This is a genomic window from Mycobacterium sp. NGS24, from assembly GCF_059813065.1.
The window spans coordinates 152,213-171,379 of the sequence record NZ_JCALDW010000004.1; the positions used below are offsets into that span (position 1 = coordinate 152,213).

A 19,167-nucleotide genomic window follows, 5' to 3' on the forward strand; every position below is an offset into this window, starting at 1 on the left:
TCAGACGTGAGCCGGTTCGCGCTGCTGGCCACGTTCGTGGCGGGCAGGTCCGTCGACATTGCGGAGGCACCGGCCGGCACCGGACCCCACACCGACGGGCGGGTGGTGTTCGTGTCGCCCGGACACCCCGCTGCCGAACAACGGCGCGAAATGCTGTTGCAGAGTGCGCTACTGGGCGCAGGGAGTCTGCACCCGCGGCTGGTGAAGGGTCTGCGCGCCCGGCCCTCGACAGCACGCCGCTACCTGGCCCTGGAAGGCACCCGCGCACTCACCGAACTCGCGGACCGCGTTCCGCTGGCGGCCGAACTCTGCCGGGGCATCGACCCGCGCAGCACCGCAAGTGCCGATGAGTCGCTCGAAATAGCAAAGGGCCGTAGCAGAGTCACTGATCCGCCGTCGTGGTTCGGCGTCATCAAACCCGCGCGGTTACTCAGCGCGTCCCCCCGAACCGGTGGGCGGGCCACCGACATCCAACTGCAGCTGGCCGCCGAAGTCGACGAGTCCCCGGCGACCGACGATGACCAGGACGACGGGCCGCACCGCGAAAGCAAGATCCTCAAACTGTTCGACAATCCCCTCGTTGCGTCGCGGACGGTCTCGGACTACCTGCGCAAGCTGCTTGGCTCCTCGCGCGGCGGAGACGACGCCGACGCCGGTGCTGAAATGCAGGTCCGCGCGATCCGGCGGGCAGCGGTCGGAGCGGATGCCCGGCCGCTGCCCACCCGCATCCAGTTCACCGACGACGGCAATCCCGGCGCTGCGGTGGGCGTCGGCGGGGCGCTGCACCCGGAGTGGGATGTCCACCGCAAGCGCTACCGGCCGCAGTGGTGCCGGGTCATCGACTTCCCGCTGAGCGCCACGGGCGGGAACACCGTCGAAGCCGGCATCGCCCGCGACGAGGTGTTGCGCCGACGGTTGGCTCGGGTCGGCCTCGGGCCCAGGGTATTTCGCGGTCGCCCCGACGGGGACGAGGTGGATATCGAGGCGCTCATCGACCTTTTCGTCGATCTGCGGTCCGGTCACTCGCCACCGGAAAACGTGTACTGCGAGCGCCGCAAGCTGGCGCGCAACCTGGGCGTGCTCATCCTGGTCGACGCGTCCGGGTCGGGCACCGACACCGATCCGCATGGGCTGGCCGTCCACGACCATCAGCGTCGGGCGGCCGCCACCTTGGCGGTCACTCTCGAAGAACTCGGCGACCGCGTCGCGGTCTACGGCTTCCGCTCGCAAGGCCGGCACTCCGTGCACCTGCCGATGATCAAAGGGTTCGGGCAGCGTTTCGGCGCCATCGGCAAGGCCCGCCTGGACCAACTGCGACCCCAGGGTTACACCCGGCTCGGGGCGGGCATCCGCGGCGCGGGCGAAATCCTCAAAGCCCAGGCCGGCACACCGAACAAATTGCTGCTGGTGTTGTCCGACGGCTATCCCTACGACCACGGCTACGAGGGCCGCTACGCCGAAGCCGACGCCGATAAAGCGCTCGAGGAACTCCGCGCCGACGGCGTTGCCTGCCTTTGCCTTTCGATCGGTTCGGGCGCCGCGACCATCGAGCTCGAACGTGTCTTCGGCTCCGCGGGCTTCGCCGGAGCGCCGACGCTGGCCGATCTGAGCGGCCGGATGGACGAACTGTTCCTGACTTCCCTGCGCGAACTGGCCGCGCCCAACCCCACTGCGAGGACACGACATTGAAGGTGCTGTTGACAGGGGCGATGGGCAACATCGGCTTCTGCACATTGCAGGTACTGCTCGACGAGGGTCACGACGTCGTCGCCTTCGACATCGACTCCCGCCGCGCCCGCAAGCTCGCAGCCGGTTTCACCGGACAAGCACGTTTCGTCTGGGGAGACATCACCGACGCGACGTCGCTCGACAGTGCGTTGCAGGGGGTGGATGCGGTGATCCACCTGGCGGCCATCCTTCCCCCGTACTCGGAACGCAACCCCGAACTCGCGCGCAGAGTCAACCTCGACGCCACCCGCACCCTGATCGACCGAATGACCGCCTCCCCCACTGCCAAACGGCTCGTCTTCGCCTCCTCCACCGGCATTTTCGGCGACATCCAGGATCGCGAACCACCGCTGCGGGTGGACACACCGGTCGCTCCGACCGACGAGTACGGACGCCATAAGGTGGCCTGCGAGACGGCGATCCGGGAGTCGGACCTGCAGTGGAGCATCCTGCGGCTTGCCGCGGTGACGCCGATCCACCTGCAGGCGCAGGACCCCAGCATCATGTTCGAGTTCAGCCCCGACGCGCGGTTCGAATTTCTCCATCCCGCCGACGCCGGAATGGCATTCGCCCGCGCCGTCGCCGACGAAAGGACAGTCGGCAAGACTCTTTACATCGCCGGAGGTGCGACCTGCCGGATGACTTACTACGAGTTCACCAACACACTGATGAACGCGATCGGCATCGGGCCGCTGCCGCGCGACGCGTTCGTGCAACGCAGACCTGCTCGTTTCTTCGGCGATTGGGTGGACACCGAGGAGAGTCAACGGTTGCTGCAGTACCAGACACGAGGTCTCGATGACCAAATACGAGACATGAGAAAGGATTTCGGGCTGCTGGTGCCCGTACTGCGACTGGTGCGCCCGCTCGCGACGTGGTTCATCGCCCGTCGATCGGCCTACCTGTCAGCGAATCGGCGGCGGGCCGGCGCGGCCGTCATTCCCTGAGTCCTGCGATGAATCGCTGCACACTGCGGGTCAGCGAATGCGGGACGTGGTCGGGATCCATCAGATCGTTCTCCGCCAACGGGCTCGCTTCATCGGACACCGTCTGTTCGGTGAAGGGGCGCAACGTCTTGTCCTGCCCACGTAATTCTTCGACCGCTTTGAGTAGGGACTGCGACCCGGCCAGCGCGTCCTCGAACTCCGCGACGGACACGCCCAGGTGTTCGGCCACCAAATCGTTGCGCACAGCGGTGATCTGGTCGCGGAGGTGGTCGTGGTCCGGATTGTCGGCATCGGCTTCGATGGCCAGATCGCTTTCGCTGTCGAACCCCATCGACCGGTTGTTCAGATTCGACGAACCGATGCGCAGTAACCGGTCGTCGACCACCATGACCTTCGAGTGCACATAGATGGGCGCGCCGCCGTCGGTCACCGGCCAGTACACCCCCAGGCGGCCGTGTTCGTCGGCGGCCCACAACGATTGGATGAGGCGGTGCCGCGCACCGTCCATGGTGCCGCGCTCGAGAGCATTGTTGCCCCGCCGCGGCAGCACGATCACGATCTCCGGACCTTCTTCTTCTTTCAGCCGGTCGGCCAGAGCATCGACCAGCCGCCGCGCCGCCAGGTACTGGTTCTCCAGGTAGATGGTGTGCCGCGCTGCCGCAATAGCTTCGAGATTGAGCGCTTCAGCTTCCCGAACCTCGTCGCGCCGCTCCAATTCCGGCAAGGTGCGCACGATTCCGACGTCGACATTGCGCAGGGTCAGCTCCAGCTTGCTCGGCCAGCCGGTGTGTTTGGCCTCAATCGGCCGCAACGATTGATTGGTGGCTGTCTCCCACCGTTCGCGGGCCAGCTGCGCCAGGGCGCGCGCGGCGGCGCCGTCCACGGCGGCGGCAACTTCGTGCCGCGCGCCGTAACTACGCCCCACGGACCGCCGGCTACGGCTGTTGTGCCGATGCGCACGGGTGTCCCAGCGGTTGATGGTCAGATCGATGCCACCGCAGAACGCCACCACGTCGTCGACGACAACGATCTTCTGGTGGTGCACCGAGCCGGCCGGGTGGGCCCCGTCGACCGCGAAGTTCAATCGCTTACTGCTGATGCGATTCAGCAGCGACGTCGGGGTCACCCCGTACCACATGCCGTCAAAGGCCGGAAGCAACCGCAGATTGGACCGCAGCAGATACACCTCGAGCTCCGGCCGCTTCCACAGCAACCAGTACATGAACGCGCCCAGCTGGTTGGGTCCCGGCAAGGTTTTCGCGCCACGTTCGAACGTCATCCTCGCGTCCAGATCCCAGGCGATCACCATGATGCGGTGTCGGGCGCGCAACATCGCCGCCTTGACATGCTGGAAGTAGTCCGCGGCGTCGACGATGCAGGCAAACTGATCGGCGCGCTCCACCTGCCAGCACGTCTGGCCGGGCACCAGCAGTCGATCGTCGGGCACTGCACAATTCCTCAACGCAATTGACGGGTCAGCGGCATAACGCAGTATCCAGCATATTCAGCGACCAGGCCGGGAGTCGCCGGGCGGGGCAACGAATACATTGAGGACCATGAACGCGGAAGACCCCGTCAATCGCCGTCGGCTGCTGCTGCTCGCCGGCAGCGCCGGATTGGCAGCGACCGTGGGCGGTTGTTCGACCACGACCTCCGCGAGCCCCACCCCCAGCGAGCCCAGTCCCGCCGCACCCGCCGCCACGGCGCCGGTGACAGCAGCGCCGGCCGCACCCGCCCCGAAGGCCACTGCGGCGTTGTTGCTGTGCCGAGACGCCTGGGGCGCGCGGCCCGCGCGACCGGGTGGGCGCGCGCACACGCCGAACCGGCTGACCCTGCACCACGCGGCGGTAGCGCTGGGTGACAACAGCCACGCGCCGGGCCGTTTCCGCCAGGACCAGCGGTATCACCAGGACAGCCTGGGCTGGATCGACATCGCCTACCACCTCGGGATCGACGGCAAGGGCAACATCTACGAACTGCGCAACCCCGGCATCGTCGGTGACACCGCAACGGATTACGACACCACCGGACATTTCCTGATCATCTGCGAAGGCGACTTCGACCACGAGCCAGTGCCCGAGGCCCAATTGCACGGCACCGCACTTGCCTTCGCGTGGGCTGCCCAGCGATACGGCATCGCGACCACCACGCTGGCCGGACACCGCGACTTCGCTCAAACCTCCTGTCCCGGCGCGAATCTGTACGCCCATGTCTCCTCGGGTGACCTCAGACGCCGCATCGATTTCCTCTTGGGTACCGGCGGTGTCGACCTGCAGCCCTTCTGCGGGGCTGATGCGATCGCGAAGGTTGCTGCCATCGAGGCGGGCAACTGACCTGTCTCGAATTCGACGCGTAGCCTCATGCAGATATCGGGCGAAAGGTCGCAATGACAGCCAACACTCCGGGCAGAGTCGCCGGCAAGGTCGCGTTCATCACCGGCGCCGCGCGCGGCCAGGGCCGCGAACACGCGATCCGGCTGGCCGAGGAGGGCGCCGACATCATCGCGGTCGATGCCTGCGCGGACATCGACGGCGTCGCCTATCCCGGTGCGACCGACGCCGACCTTGCCGAGACCGCCGACCTGGTGCAGAAGTCGGGTCGGCGCATCGTCACCGCCAAGGCCGACGTGCGGGACCTGGACGGCCTTCGCGCCGCGCTCGAGCAGGGCGTGGCCACCTTGGGCGCGCTCGACATCGTGGTGGCGAACGCCGGTATCAGCGGCTCCCCGGCACCCGCCGCGCTGATCGAGCCCTCGACATGGCAGACGATGATGGACATCAACCTGACCGGGGTGTGGCACACCGTCAAAGTGGCGCTGCCGCACATGACCAACGGTGGCGGTTCCATCATCCTGGTCAGTTCGATGCTGGGCATTCGCGGCGGCGGCTACATGGCCCACTACGCCTCGGCCAAGCACGCCGTGGTCGGTTTGATGAACTCGCTGGCCAATGAGCTTGCCCCGCAATGGATTCGAGTCAACTCAATTCATCCCGGGAACATCTTGACCCCGATGCTCGACAACGAGCAGTTCTGCCGGACGCTGCGTCCGGATCTGCCCGCCCCGACCGTGCACGATGCCGGCGAGGTCATCGGCCAGTTTCACCTGTTGCCCAAGCCACTGATCGAGGCACGCGCGGTCAGCAACGCGGTGCTGTTCCTGGCTTCCGACGAGGCGCAATACATCACCGGCGCAGCACTGCCTGTCGACGCCGGCGCGGTCGCGAAATTCTGACGGCTGACCCAGAGAGGAGCCGGGGGTGACCCAACCGCGACCGCTCTCCATCCCAGCCCTCCTCGCGCACAGTGTCGGGTTGTTCGGTCAGCAGACCTATGTGGTCACCCCGACCGAGCGGATCACCTATCGGGACGCCGAACAGCGCTCGGCGCGCATCGCAAAGCGACTGCTCGCCGCCGGTGTCGGGAAGGGCAGTCGGGTGGGCCTGTTCTTCCCCAACGGCGTGCAGTGGATTCTCTGGTGGCTGGCGGTGTCACGGATCGGCGCTGTGGCCGTACCGCTGAGCACCATGTATACGCCTGCAGAACTTGCAAAGGTGCTGCGGCTGGCCGACATTGGGCTGTTGGTCGCGCCCGGCACGGTGATCAAGACGAACGTCGCCGAGTTGTTCGAAGCGACTCTGCCGCAGCTAGCCGATCAGCGAGCCGACCGGCTGGCGCTGCCTGCCGTGCCCTATCTGCGGCGCATTGTGCTCACCGAGGAGACGGACCGCGCCTGGGCGACATCCTGGGACGGGGATTGCGACGTCCCTGACGAACTGCTGGCCGCGGCGGAACGCGAAGTGACCGCTGCGGATCTGGCGATCATGGTGCACACGTCGGGATCCACCGCAGATCCCAAAGGCGTGCTGCACACCCACGGCACGGTGGTGCGGCAGACCTCGACATGGCCGAGTGCCATTCAGGCACTCACCGGGCCGGCATCGCCGCCGAAGATCCTGTGCGCCATGCCGTTCTTCTGGATCGGCGGCCTGCTCGCCGCGACCGGGGCACTGCACGAACCCGTCACGCTGCTGGTGCTGCCGCGCCTCGATGCCGGCACGGCACTGGATCTGATCGAACGGGAACGTGCCACCGGCATCGTCGGGTGGCCTGCCTTCACCCAACGCGTGCGCGAACATCCGACCTTCGCGACACGCGACCTGAGCAGCGCGCCGATGCTGCGGAACGGGCCGTTGGACCTGGCGATGATCAATGTGCCCGACGGATTCCCGGTGCACCGCACCATGTCCGAGACCGCGGGCGGCTTCGCCTTCACCGATATGACCATCGTCGACGAGCAGGGGGCGCCCGTTCCGGTCGGGACCACCGGCGAGCTCCTCGTCCGTGGTATCGGGGTGATGGCCGGTTACAACAAGAGGGAGCGGTGGGAGACGTTCGACGCGGACGGTTGGTATCACACCGGAGACCGCGTCTATCGCCGGGACAACGACCCGCGCCTGTTCTACGTCGGCCGGACCAGCGAGCTCATCAAGACAGCGGGTGCCAACGTCTCCCCGCTCGAGGTAGAAGCCGTCATCGAGGAATTCGACGATGTCGCGCAGTGCATTGTCGTCGGCATCGACGATCCCGAGCGAGGTGAGGCGGTATGCGCAGTGATCGTTGCGGCGTGGGAGCCGATCGACGTGTCATCGGTGGCGGCTCGGGCACGCGATCAGTTGTCCGGCTATAAGGTCCCGACCCGCTGGGCGATTGCGAGAAGTGACGACATCCCCACGCTGCCCAGCGGCAAGCTCAACCGGAAAGCCTTGCGCACCATGCTGATCACCGGAGCGCTGGACTGTCGCCCCATTTCGACCGAGAGCCGCTGAGGTGTTCGACGCCGTCGACCACGTGATCGTCGCCGTGCGCGATCTGGACGCCGCCGCACAACGGTACGCCGCACTGTTCTCCCGCAACCCGTCGTGGCGCGGCGATCACCCGGGCTGGGGCACGGCCAATGTCCTGTTCCGCCTCGACAACATCTACCTGGAGTTGATCACTCCGGTTGGCGACGGCCCGCTCGGACACACGGTGGAGGCGCACTTGGCGCAACGCGGTGACGGACCGATCGGGCTGGCGTTCGCCACCTCCGACATCGACACCGCGCACGCGCGACTCGCCACGAACGGCCTTGAGCCGTCCCCGGTTTCATTCGGCGTGGGTCGCGACACCGACAGCGGGTCGGTCCGGCGCTGGCGTAGCGCACTGCTGCCCGAAGCACGTACCCGCGGCGTGCTGGTGATCGCGATCGAGCACGAGTCGCCCGACCTGCTGCCCGAAGCGTCACCGATCGGCCCGCAGGATGCGATCGTCACCGGAATCGATCATGCGGTGGTACAGACCTGCGACGCGGACGCCGCGATCGCGCTCTACCGCGACGGTCTCGGCCTGCGGCTCGCGCTGGACCGCAGCTTTCCCGACTGGGGCATGCGACTGGTGTTCCTCCGTGTCGGCGGGGTCACCGTCGAGATCGCACAACCGCTGCGTGACGTGCGGCCGGCCGCCCGCACCGATCAGGTCTGGGGGTTGTCCTGGCGCGTCCAGAATGCCGATGCCGCCCGTGCGCGGCTCGCGGCGGTCGGGCTGGACGTGTCCGAGGTCCGGCCCGGACGCAAGCCCGGCACCCGCGTGATCAGCGTCAAAGACGGCACCTGCGGGGTGCCGACGCTGTTGATCGAGCCTGCTTGAATTGACGCGATCGCGGTTGTTGACTCGTCTTCGTGGTTTGTGATGCCGACGCGCACGACGGCGATTTCCATCCGCCCAGCGCCGAGCCGGACTGGGCCGAGAGCAGTTGCTTCACCGTGTCGGTGCCCGAACGTGACATCAACGGATTCGTCTACTTCTTCCACGACGTGCGCTGCGTCAGCTCGGGGGGTGGCCCGGCGCTGTGGGACCCGACCGGCGAGCTACCGCACGACTGCCTCTTCTATGACTGGCGATGGCGTCAACCACCAACCGGGTCAATCGATTTCGAGGATTTCACGCTGCCGAACAGCCTGCGTCACCAGGTCGTCGAACGCAGTCGGCGGTATCGGCTCGAATACGGGCTGCTCGGCCTCGAATTCGAGCTGGAGTGGACGGCGCTGATGCCGCCGCACCCACTCGGGCCGGTCGATGACACGGCCGGTCATTTCGACCATCCCGGTCGGATGACCGGCACGCTGACGCTGGACGGCGAACACTTCGACATCGACTGCTACTCGATACGCGACCGGACCTGGGGCCCGCACCGGTCCGGCGCGGCCCGGTCAGGCGACTACCTGTGGGCGGTCGCCTCGCCCGAGGATCACTGGCACGCGCTGACGATGGCCAGCCGCAAACCGGGTGTCGATAAGGTCGTCGGCGGATACCTGGTCGCCGACGGCCGCCCGGGTGAACTTGTGCAGGGCGAGCGACGCGTCGCCGCGCGGCGCGACGGTGCGCCAGCCCACGTGGTCGTGGAGGCGGTCGACGAGCACGGCCGAACACTGCACGCCGAGGGTCAGGTGCGGACGGCCCTGCGGTGGCTCGGCTGGCCGGGCCGATTGACCTATTGGACACTCACCGATTGGCGCTGGAACGGCATGCGGGGCTGGGGCGAGAACCAGGAGTTCCACGCCCGGGAGCAGGTGCGCCGCGCCGCGGTCGACGGGCGGCCCGGCGCCTAGACGACCCCCTACTCGACTGCGGTGGCCCGACAACCCGGTGACCGGGGCTTCACTTGTCGTCTTCCTCGCGCGCGGCCTCAGCCTTGGAACGGCCTTCACCGGCGGCCTGCCGATGTTCGCTGGCGGCGTCGCCGTGCAGGTCTCCCGAGCTGTTGGGCCGGGCCCGGTCTGCCCAGTCGTGGCCTTCGGCGATCTGCTCGTTGAGCTGGGCGGCGCGGTCGCCGGCATCTGCGCGGTCGCGCGCTGAATTTCGCATTCTGATCGCATAGCCGGGCTCGGTCGCCTGAAACCCGCCGCTGACACTATTCGTAGTGATCTTGATCTACCGTCGCCCGGGCTGCGATCCGTCACACCAGGCGTTGATGCGCGTTTAGTCTGGTCAAGGACACCACACCCGCCCGTCAGTAGGACCGCCCGATGCGCATCGACGACCAGCCCGACACCACGCTGGAGGACCTCAGGGGGGATCTGGCGCAGCGGCATCGGTGGACCCCGTCCGCCGGAAGTTCGGTCGACAACGCGATCGTCGAAGCCGACCTGGCCGCGCTGGCCCGGGACGGCTACGTCGTCTGGGAGAACCTGCTCAGCGCCGAGCAGTGCCGGCACATTCGTGAGGTGGTGCAGCCCTGGCTGGGACACACCGGACGCAATTCCTTCGAGGGGCGCCGCACGCAACGCATCTACAGCGTGCTGAGCAGGACCCGCGCCTGCGATCAGGTTGCCGACCATCCGCGGGTGCTGGCGGTCCTCGACCGTCTGCTAATGCCTAACTACCTGCTTTCGGCGTTGCAGGCCATCAACATCCAGCCTGGTGAGACCGCCCAGTTGGCCCACCATGACGACGGGTTCTACCCCATTCCACGACCGCGGGAACCGTTGGCCGCGGCGACCATCTGGGCCGTCGACGACTTCACCGCCGACAACGGCGCCACCGTCGTCTACCCCGGTAGTCACCGCTGGGGCAAACGCCGGCCGGGCCCGGACGACCCGGCGTTACCGGTCGTCATGCCCGCCGGCTCGTGCGTGTTCTTCGTCGGCACCCTGTGGCACGGCGGCGGCGCGAACACGACGACCAGCGAGCGGCTGGCCATCACCGCCCAGTATTGCGAGCCGTGGCTGCGACCCATGGAGGCCTACACCTTGTCGATATCCCGCGACATCGCTCGACAGGTTTCCGACGACATCCGCCGCATGCTCGGCTACAGCATCCACCCGCCGTTCGTCGGCGCGGTCGACGGCCTGCATCCGCTACGACTGCTGGACACCGAGCGACCTGACCATGGGACACCCGCCGGTTTGTAGGCTGTCGGGCATGCCGCTCAATCACGGCGACGTCTTCGCCGGCTACGTGATCCAGCGGCTGCTGGGCTCTGGCGGCATGGGCGAGGTCTACCTTGCCCAGCATCCTCGCCTGCCACGCCAAGACGCGCTGAAGGTCCTGTCCATGCCTGCGACGGCCGACGTCGAGTTCCGCGCGAGGTTCATTCGCGAAGCCGAGTTGGCCGCCACCCTGTGGCACCAGCACATCGTCAGCGTCCTCGATCGCGGTGAGTACGACGGTCGGCTCTGGATCTCGATGGAATACGTGGACGGCACCGACGCGGGGCGGTTAGTCCGGGAACGCTTCCCCGACGGCATGCCCGAACGAGACGTGGCCGACATCGTCGCGGCGGTGGCCGATGCGCTGGACTTCGGTCACGACCGTCGGCTGCTGCACCGCGACGTCAAGCCGGAGAACATCCTGGTGACCGACGGCCTGCGCCGTCGGGTACTGCTCACCGACTTCGGCATCGCCCGCAGAATCGACGACGTCAGCAACCTCACCGACGCGAACGTCACCATGGGGACCATCAGTTACGTGGCACCCGAGCAACTCCTGGGCAAGCCACTTGACGGCCGAGTCGATCAGTACGCGCTCGCCGCCACCACGTTTCACTTGCTGACCGGCGCGCCGCCCTTCGTCGACTCCAATCGCGCCGTGGTGATCAGCCACCATCTGAGCACGCCGCCGCCCCTGATCTCGCAGCGCCGGCCCGACCTCGCGCATCTCGATGCCGTGCTGACCCGGGCGCTGGCCAAAGAGCCCGGTGAGCGGTACCCGAACTGTGCCGAGTTCGCCCGCGCGCTGGCCCAACTGGGTCCCAGCCGCGGTGCCGCGCCTCCGGCGCCGCCGCCGGCTCCGAGCGAGGCCGGACGCCCGTCCACCCAACGTCTCGAGCGTGTCACTCTGCACGGAACGGCCCGCCAGGTGCAGCAGACCCCGGTCGGCGCCCACGACCAGGTTGGGATCCTGACCTTCCAACTGCTCACCACCGAGCCGCCCGGCAACCACCAGGGTCCCGTTCCGGTCGAGATACAGACCGATCTGGTAGCCGGTCAACTCATGGACGGCAACGCCGTGGAGGTCAGCGGCGCCTGGGACGGCGAGACTCTGGACGCCGATAAGGTCGTCAATCTCTCCACCGGTGTGGGCACCAAGCGGAACGCGCCCGCGGCCCGCGCCACATCGTCCGGCGGCAAGACGCGCAAAAGGGCGATGGTCTGGACCATCGCCGTCGCGGCCGTCGTTGGCGTCATCGCCTTAACCGCCGCCGCGGTGCTGTACTTCACCCAGGGCACCTCGACTCGACCGGGACCGATCGTCAAACCGGTGAGCGCCACCGTGTTCTCCCCCGACGGCGCCCCGGACAATCCGCAGGATGCCGGGTTGGCGATCGACGGCAACCCGGACACTGGCTGGTCCACGGTCACCTATCGGGACGCTGTCCCTTTCCCGAAGTTCCTCAAGGGGATGGGTTTGTTACTGCATCTGGCTGAGCCGACCACACTCAGCGCCGTGTCGCTGGACGTGCCCAGTACCGGCACCCAGATTCAGATCCGCTCGTCGCCCACCGACAAGCCGGCCAAACTCGAAGACACCGTCGAGCTGTCCCCGACGACGTCGTTACAGCCGGGGCGTAACCGCATCGCGGTGACCAAACAGACCAAGACCTCCAACGTGCTGGTGTGGATCTCCACGCTGGGCACCACCAACGGCGAGAGCCGGACACAACTGTCCGACATCACCCTGCAGGCAGCCGGCTAGGGTCGGCCTACCTCACTTCGGTGTCGCGTTGCGTCCTGCTCGACCCGGCGGACTAGCCTGGCGCCGGTCGGCAGGTAACGCCATTCTCACGGCACCGCGGGTCGCAGGCCGGCGGCGGGTATTGCTGGCCGAGGGAAAGTGGTAATGTCATTACCGTAGCTCGGCACCACCAGCCGATACCGGTTGATGCACAAGACTTCCAGGAGACGACATGCCGTCACGCAATCTTTCCTACCCGGTGTTCGACGCGGACAACCACTTCTACGAACCCAAAGAAGCGCTGACCCAGTTCCTGCCGGATCATCGCAAAGGCGTGATCGACTACATCGATGTGCGCGGCCGCACCAAGATCATGGTGCGCAACGTGGTCAGCGATTACATCCCCAACCCGACGTTCGAGATCGTTGCCCGGCCGGGTGCCCAGGAGGAGTATTTCCGGCACGGCAGCGGCGGCAAGAGCTTCCGCGAGGTCATGGGCAAGCCGATGAAGGCCATCCCGGCCTTCCGCAATCCCGCGGCGCGCCTCGAGGTCCTCGACGGCCTCGGCCTGGACTACACCCTGATGTTCCCGACGCTGGCCTCCCTGGTCGAGGAACGCCTGAAGGACGACCCGGACCTGATCCTGGACATCATCCACGGACTTAACCAGTGGATGTATGAGACCTGGCAGTTCAACTACGAGGACCGTATCTTCTCCACGCCGGTCATCAACCTCGCCAATGTCGATCGCGCACTGGAGGAACTCGACTGGTGTCTGCAGCGGGGCGCCAAGACCGTGCTGGTCCGGCCCGCGCCGGTACCGGGATACCGCGGCACCCGCTCCCTCGGCCTGCCCGAGTTCGACCCGTTCTGGGATGCGTGCGTCAAAGCCGGGATCCCGGTGTCGATGCACGCCTCCGACAGCGGCTACGCCGAATACCTCAACGACTGGGAGCCCGGCGACGAGTACAAGCCGTTCAAGCCGACCGCGTTCCGGATGGTCGCGATGGGCAAGCGGCCCATCGAGGACACCATGGCCGCGCTGGTCTGCCACGGCGCGCTGACCCGCAATCCCGACCTTCGCGTGCTGTCGGTGGAGAACGGCGGGTCGTGGGTGCCCTACCTGTTCTACCAATTCAAGAACGTCTATTCGAAGATGCCGCAGGAGTTCCCTGAGGACCCGATCGAGGCGTTCAAGCGCTGCGTGTACGTCGCGCCGTTCTGGGAGGACAACTTCAAGCAGATGGCCGATCTGTGCGGCATCGATCGCGTCATCTTCGGCTCCGATTGGCCGCATCCGGAAGGCTTGTCCGACCCGATCAACCTCGTCGCCGACCTGGAAGAACAGGGGCTCGATGCTGAGGGCGTCCGAAAAGTTATGGGCGGCAACATGATCGACCTGTTCAAGGTGCCCAACGAGATCGTCCACCGCCCGGATGTGCCAGCACTCGTGCTGACCTGACCGAGCCGGTCCGATGCGGCGGGGTGCGCTGCTGGCCCAGGTGGTCGCGGCCGTTGTGCTGCTGGTGCAGTGCGCCCCTGCCGCGCCCCCGCCGTCGCCCACCGCGACACCGTCCTCGTCGGTGGCGGCTGCGCCGGCTTCGACCAGCTCACCGCCAACACCGCCCGCCCCGACCGCGCAGCCGGTGACCGCCGCGGAGCTGGGCAACACCTGGCAGCCGGGTTGTCCCGTCGGACCCGAGCAGCTGCGCCGGGTCGACATCGACTATGTCGGGTTCGACGGCCAGACCCACCGCGGCGTGCTGGTCGTGCACCAAGATCTGGTGCCAGATGTCATCGCGATCTTCGGGCGGCTGCAATTGCTGCGCTATCCGGTCGACAAGATGCAGACAGTGGACCACTACGCCGAGGCCGACGACGAATTGTCCATGGAGGACAACAACACGTCGGCGTTCAACTGCCGACGCATACCCGGCTCCGGTGAGTGGTCGCCGCACGCGTACGGCCGGGCGATCGACATCAATCCGCTGATCAACCCCTGCCTGTACGTCACCGGGTATTTCGAACCACGGAACGCCTCGGAATACCTCGACCGCAGCCGTACCGACCCTGGACTCATCCACGGGGGCGACCCCGCCGAGCAGGTCTTCACCGAACGCGGCTGGCAGTGGGGCGGCTACTGGCGCACCCCGGACTATCAGCACTTCGAGCGGATCTGAGCGTTACAGACCCAGTGCCCGGGCCGCTACCGTGCCCACCTCAGCGCGCAGATCCGACATGGGTGGACTGCCGCGGACATGGATCGAATTGGCCAGCAACACAACGTAACTGTTCGACACCGGGTCGATCCAGATGGATGTTCCGGTGAAGCCGGTGTGGCCGAAACTCCCGATGGGGAATACCATCCCGCGCGGCCCCGACAGCGGGGTGTCGATGTCCCAGCCGAAGCCGCGCAGGTTCTGGCCCGCGATCGCTGGATAGCGCGGAGCCAGCAGCGGATCCCGGGTGTTCGGTCGCTGTGCGATAGCTTCCCGGGTTGCGGCGTTGGCGGCGTCGAGTTGCCGCGCCGTATGTCCCGGCTGCTGCGGAGTCGTCATCAACTCCAAAGTGGTTTGGCTGAGCGGGAATTGGCTCGGGCGGCCAGCGAGGCGGTCCAAGAGAGCCTGGGCGAAGATGCCGACGTCGTGCGCCGTCGAGAACACGCCGGCATGCCCGGCCACTCCGCCCATCCGCCGCGACGTCGTGTCATGCACTGTGCCCCACAACAAATGATCGATGTCGGGATTCTTACCCGGATCACCTCTGCTCTCTTCGTCGCGCGCCGTCGGGGCGATGCGCGGCAAGAGATCGGTGCTCCAGGTCCCGGCAGCACAGCCGGCCGGCGCCCCACCCGGTGCCCAGCCGATGGCGGCACCTCTGATCACGTGTGGCCCACAGGCTTTGGCGACCGGCAGATACCGGGTGTCTGTCATACCGAGCGGCGCGAACACGTGCTCGGCGGCATAGACGTCTTCAGTTTCCCCGGTGACTTTCTCGATCAGCGCGCCGAGCAGGATGAAGTTGATATCGGAGTACCGGAAACCCTGCCCCGGTCCGGACTCCAGCGGCGTCGTCAGTGCGCGATGAATGCCTTCAGCTTTGTCGGTGCGTTCCAGTCCCCACGGGTCCTTGAGTTCGACGTCGCCGGTCTCGCCCGAGGTGTGGGTGAGCAGCATGCGGACGGTGACTTGCGCCCGTCGCGGATCGTTGGTCGTGTTGAAGTCGGGCAGATACTGCTGCACGGGATCGTCGAACCGCACTTTGCCCTGCTCGTAGAGCTGCATGACGATGGTCGCCGTTGCCAGCGGCTTGGTCAGCGACGCCAGGTCAAAGATCGTGTCCTCGGTCATCGGTTCAGCGGGGGCGGGCAGTCCGTCCAGCCCGGGTTCGCTGGCCAGCTTGCGCGAGCCATACGCATGGCGGAAGGCGATGTCGCCGCCGTGACCGACGACGATGACCGCACCGGGCAGCTTTTCGGCCGCGATCGCATCGTTGATCAGTGTGGCGACCGGCGCGAACGCAGGCGGCGTGGGCGCCTCGGCGATCTTCGGAACCGTTGCGCGAGGCGAAGTTTGGGTGATGGTCGATGACGACGGTGGCGCGCTGGAACTGGACGTCGGTGCTGATTCACGATGCGAGCAGCCGGCGAGGACGATCAGCGCCACCGCTGCGAGTGCCCCGGCTCTGCGCATCACGGCCGCCCGCTCAGCGCGGACCGCACGTGTCCCCGCGCGCGCTGCAACAGTCCGGCAGCGGCGACCGCGTCGACGCCGGCGAGCAGCGCGACGATCGCGGTCTTGGCGTGACCGCCTGCGGCCGCGAGCGCGGCGGCGGCGGTCTGTTCGTCGACGCCGGCCGCATCCCGGACAATACGAACCGTGCGGCGCCGCAGCTTCGCGTTCGTGGCACGCACGTCGACCATCCTTGGGCCGTAGACCTTGCCGAGCGCGGTCATCACGCTCGTCGACAACGCGTTGAGCACCACCTTCTGCGAGGTACCGGCGGTCAACCGCGTGGATCCGGCCAGCACCTCAGGTCCGGTCAGCAACTCGATCATGAGGTCGGCAGCCGCTTCGCTGCCGCGGTTGTTGACGATGGCAACGGTCAGCGCACCCACCGCCCGCGCGTGTGCGAGCGCGCCGAGCACGTACGGGGTGCGACCGGACGCGGTAATCCCGACCAGCACGTCGGCCCCGGTCAGGTGGGCCAGATCCGCTGGGTCGAAGACATCTTCGGCGCCGTCGACCGCCTGGGTCAGCGCCGTCGGTCCGCCCGCGATGACACCGCGCACCAGGTCGGTGTTGAAGGTGGGTCCACATTCGGCCGCATCGAGCACACCGAGCCGGCCCGGCGTACCGGCACCGGCGTAGGTCAACCGGCCGCCGCTCTCGAGTCGCGCCGCGATCGCCTCGGCCGCAGCGCTGATCTGCGGAAGTGCGTCCGCAATTGCCTGCTGCGCCTCGTGCTCGGCGGCGACGAGCAGCGCGACGACCTCGCTGACGGGCCGGGTATCAAGGTCGTGCGAGTCGGGCCGGACGCCTTCGGTGGCGAGCGTGTCGAGCTTGTTGGCGGCGACGGCGCTCGCCCGCAGCCGGATCACGTGCGGCTCGTGGATCGCGTTGAGTCGCAATGTCCCGTCGAGTGCGTCGCCGGCCGGCTGGACGAGATCGAGGTGCTTGGACAGCGCCGTCACACCGGCCAGTCCGCCGACCATCGCGACCGGGCCGGCGCCGACTGCCCGCGCCGCCGCGGCAAGGGCTGCGGCGGCCGCGTCGACTATCGCTGCTGCCACGGAATCCTGCTGCGCGGCAATAACATCGGGCGCAAACTCGGCCATGGCGGCAGCATCGTTGACTTGCCCGGGCCAGGTGCGCGGGGGACCGAAGCGCTGGTGCGCAGCATCGAGCAAGGCGGTGGACGGACCGCGTCCGTCCAGACCTCGCAAGGCGGCGCGCAACCCGGCGGCGCCGATCCACGCGCCACCGCCCTCGTCGCCCAGCCAAGGGCCCCAGCCGTCGGCGACCCGCAGTGCGCCGTCGGCGTCGATCGCGAGTGCAACGACGCCGGTGCCCGCGATCAGCACCACGCCGGGCTTGCCGTCCAGCGCGCCCGCGTGCGCGATCACGCTGTCGCTGGTCACCGTCACCCGCGCCGCGCCTATCGAATGCAGCAGCACCGCAGCGAGTTGGCGGGCTTGGTCCGGTGCCGTCAGCGCCCCGGCAGCCCCGACGATCATGTCGTCGATGGGCTCGAACTGCCGCGCCACCGCCAGGATGGCCGCCTGCGCAGCCCGCACTCCCCCGGGCGACGCGAGGCCGGGCGCGCCCGGTACCTGTGCTCTGCGGCCGGCTGCGGCGGCCCGACACGACGTTTTGCCGAGGTCGACGGACAGGATCACGCGGATCCTGCACTCAAGCTGCGATACCGAGTTCTCGGTTGATCTGCGACCAGTATTGCGGACCGTCCAGAGTGAGGATCAGCCAGTCGTGGATTTGGCCGTTAGCTAATACAAAGTTCATATTCGCGATCCCGGCGTCGGCCGCTAACTGCTTGAGCAGAATCGCATCCGGCGAGAGGATATCCAAATTGCCCGTATACACCGTCGTTGGCGGGAGACCGATGGGGTCGCCATACAACGGACTAACCCAGGGATCATCCAGCTGAAGACTACCTGCCCACTGTTTGCCGAATTGCTGCGCAAGCCCGACAGGTAACAGCGGATCCTGAACGAAAGCAATATTCGGGTTCGTCATCGACAGGTCCAACCACGGTGACAGCAACACCATCGACGACGGCAGGGTGGCATTGTCAATGACCATCTGTTGAACTGCAGCCAGAGCGAGATTGCCACCTGCGGAGTCACCGATCACGCTGACATTGGGCGTTCCGTGTAGCCCGGTTTGCGAGGCGATGAAGTCAGCCATCATAGGCACCACGACGCCGGCGGTACCCCCCTCCTGCAGCAACGGGTAGATGGGCACCTGAATAGTCGCACCGGTCGTATATGCCATTACCGAGTAGTGAATCCAGTGCAGAAATGACGGCGGGAAGATGAAGGCACCGCCGTGAATGGCGATCACCTGCTCACCGGTGGCATTCATCGGCGTGATGTGCACGACGCTCATCCCCTCCGGCGTCGAGGTGTACGACACCGTTTCTCCCAGCAGCAAATTCAAGAACGGCGGCGGAGAGTTGCCGATGAACCACGACAACGGTGGAATGTCGCTGGCCACCAACGCCAACAGCGGATTACCCGGCGCTGCCAGGTAGGTCTCCAGCCCCGACACGCTGAGCAGCGGTTTGAGCGGATACAACAACGCTTCTTCGAAACGGGTTATCAAGGACGGCGCGCCCGAGAAGCCGCCGGTCTGCGTTGCCGGGATGGGCGGCCCGGCCGGCGCGCCGAAGATGAAGGTGAAGATTTCGTTGCCCACCCGGGCAAATCCGGTGGCGACCTCAGCGGGAAACTGCTCCACCAACTGGACGGCATCCAGCAACGCAGCGTTGGCCGCCTCACCGGCGGCATAGGCGCCGCCGGCACTGGTCAGCGCCCGGACGAATTCCTCGTGGAACGCCGCCGCTTGCGCGCTCAGCGCCTGATAACCCTGGCCGTGGGCAGAGAACAGCGCGGCGATCGCCGCCGATACCTCATCTTCGGCGGCGGCCAATACCCCCGTAGTGGCATCGGCCACGCCCTTGTTCACCGTCGAGACGGTTGCGCCAATTGACGCCGCGTCGCCGGCCGCTGTGAACATGACGTCGGGCAATAAAAAAACAGATG

At 67.0% G+C, this 19,167-nt stretch carries 16 protein-coding genes and 1 pseudogene; 11 read left to right on the forward strand and 6 right to left on the reverse strand.

Going from position 1 to position 19,167, the window contains the following annotated elements:
• Positions 1–6: 6 nt before the first annotated feature.
• Both AC5Y6Y_RS08215 and AC5Y6Y_RS08220 read left to right on the forward strand, forming a co-directional pair.
• A complete protein-coding gene (locus AC5Y6Y_RS08215) occupies positions 7–1,689 on the forward strand; it encodes a nitric oxide reductase activation protein NorD (RefSeq protein ID WP_473139093.1) in 1,683 nt (560 codons plus the stop codon).
• A gap of 2 nt (positions 1,690–1,691) precedes the next feature.
• Positions 1,692–2,675 (forward strand): NAD-dependent epimerase/dehydratase family protein, encoded by a 984-nt coding sequence (locus AC5Y6Y_RS08220; protein WP_473139274.1) that lies wholly within the window; start codon positions 1,692–1,694, stop codon positions 2,673–2,675.
• Here AC5Y6Y_RS08220 and AC5Y6Y_RS08225 read toward each other — a convergent pair.
• Positions 2,665–4,122 carry a phospholipase D-like domain-containing protein gene (locus tag AC5Y6Y_RS08225; RefSeq protein WP_473139094.1) on the reverse strand — a complete coding sequence of 486 codons (1,458 nt, stop codon included), beginning with the start codon at positions 4,120–4,122 and terminating at the stop codon, positions 2,665–2,667. The genes AC5Y6Y_RS08220 and AC5Y6Y_RS08225 overlap by 11 nt on opposite strands.
• Positions 4,123–4,231: 109 nt before the next feature.
• Between AC5Y6Y_RS08225 and AC5Y6Y_RS08230 the strand changes: the two genes are divergently transcribed.
• From AC5Y6Y_RS08230 to AC5Y6Y_RS08250, 5 genes are read left to right on the forward strand one after another with little or no spacing between them, the layout of a single operon-like run.
• A complete protein-coding gene (locus AC5Y6Y_RS08230; RefSeq protein WP_463827671.1) occupies positions 4,232–5,008 on the forward strand; it encodes an N-acetylmuramoyl-L-alanine amidase in 777 nt (258 codons plus the stop codon).
• 53 nt (positions 5,009–5,061) lie between these two features.
• Positions 5,062–5,907 (forward strand): mycofactocin-coupled SDR family oxidoreductase, encoded by an 846-nt coding sequence (locus tag AC5Y6Y_RS08235; RefSeq protein ID WP_473139095.1) that lies wholly within the window; start codon positions 5,062–5,064, stop codon positions 5,905–5,907.
• Positions 5,908–5,932: 25 nt separating this feature from the next.
• Positions 5,933–7,501, forward strand: a complete 1,569-nt coding sequence (locus AC5Y6Y_RS08240; protein ID WP_473139096.1) for a class I adenylate-forming enzyme family protein — start codon at positions 5,933–5,935, stop codon at positions 7,499–7,501.
• 1 nt (position 7,502) lies between these two features.
• Positions 7,503–8,360: a VOC family protein gene (locus tag AC5Y6Y_RS08245; protein WP_473139097.1), complete on the forward strand. Its 858-nt coding sequence runs from the start codon at positions 7,503–7,505 to the stop codon at positions 8,358–8,360.
• A gap of 32 nt (positions 8,361–8,392) precedes the next feature.
• Positions 8,393–9,322: a DUF7064 domain-containing protein gene (locus tag AC5Y6Y_RS08250; RefSeq protein ID WP_473139098.1), complete on the forward strand. Its 930-nt coding sequence runs from the start codon at positions 8,393–8,395 to the stop codon at positions 9,320–9,322.
• Between the two features lie 49 nt (positions 9,323–9,371).
• Here the strand turns inward: AC5Y6Y_RS08250 and AC5Y6Y_RS08255 are convergent, their stop codons facing one another.
• A complete protein-coding gene (locus tag AC5Y6Y_RS08255; protein WP_473139099.1) occupies positions 9,372–9,578 on the reverse strand; it encodes a hypothetical protein in 207 nt (68 codons plus the stop codon).
• A 161-nt stretch (positions 9,579–9,739) separates the two neighbouring features.
• Here AC5Y6Y_RS08255 and AC5Y6Y_RS08260 point away from each other — a divergent pair, with 161 nt between their 5' ends.
• The 4 genes from AC5Y6Y_RS08260 to AC5Y6Y_RS08275 all read left to right on the forward strand — a co-directional run bounded on the left by AC5Y6Y_RS08260 (position 9,740) and on the right by AC5Y6Y_RS08275 (position 14,566).
• The gene (locus AC5Y6Y_RS08260) at positions 9,740–10,624 is read left to right on the forward strand and encodes a phytanoyl-CoA dioxygenase family protein (protein ID WP_463827665.1); all 885 of its coding nucleotides are present in this window, start codon (positions 9,740–9,742) and stop codon (positions 10,622–10,624) included.
• A 10-nt stretch (positions 10,625–10,634) separates the two neighbouring features.
• On the forward strand, positions 10,635–12,407 hold the full coding sequence (locus AC5Y6Y_RS08265; RefSeq protein WP_473139100.1) for a serine/threonine-protein kinase: 1,773 nt from the start codon (positions 10,635–10,637) through the stop codon (positions 12,405–12,407).
• Between the two features lie 211 nt (positions 12,408–12,618).
• Complete coding sequence (locus AC5Y6Y_RS08270) at positions 12,619–13,848, forward strand: amidohydrolase family protein (protein WP_473139101.1); 1,230 nt, start codon at positions 12,619–12,621, stop codon at positions 13,846–13,848.
• A gap of 13 nt (positions 13,849–13,861) precedes the next feature.
• The gene (locus tag AC5Y6Y_RS08275) at positions 13,862–14,566 is read left to right on the forward strand and encodes a M15 family metallopeptidase (RefSeq protein ID WP_463827662.1); all 705 of its coding nucleotides are present in this window, start codon (positions 13,862–13,864) and stop codon (positions 14,564–14,566) included.
• Positions 14,567–14,569: 3 nt separating this feature from the next.
• On the opposite strand, the gene AC5Y6Y_RS08280 is transcribed toward AC5Y6Y_RS08275, so the two are convergent.
• From AC5Y6Y_RS08280 to lipY, 4 genes and pseudogenes are all read right to left on the reverse strand, one after another.
• Positions 14,570–16,078, reverse strand: coding sequence for a serine hydrolase domain-containing protein (locus AC5Y6Y_RS08280; protein ID WP_473139275.1), 1,509 nt, complete (start codon positions 16,076–16,078; stop codon positions 14,570–14,572).
• Complete coding sequence (murQ, locus tag AC5Y6Y_RS08285) at positions 16,078–16,983, reverse strand: N-acetylmuramic acid 6-phosphate etherase (RefSeq protein WP_473139276.1); 906 nt, start codon at positions 16,981–16,983, stop codon at positions 16,078–16,080. Before murQ ends, AC5Y6Y_RS08280 begins: the two co-directional genes overlap by 1 nt.
• A 66-nt stretch (positions 16,984–17,049) precedes the next feature.
• Positions 17,050–17,784 (reverse strand): annotated as a pseudogene (locus AC5Y6Y_RS08290) (BadF/BadG/BcrA/BcrD ATPase family protein); the annotation flags it as partial.
• A 13-nt stretch (positions 17,785–17,797) separates the two neighbouring features.
• Positions 17,798–19,141: a triacylglycerol lipase LipY gene (gene lipY / locus AC5Y6Y_RS08295; RefSeq protein WP_473139277.1), complete on the reverse strand. Its 1,344-nt coding sequence runs from the start codon at positions 19,139–19,141 to the stop codon at positions 17,798–17,800.
• Between the last annotated feature and the right edge of the window lie 26 nt (positions 19,142–19,167).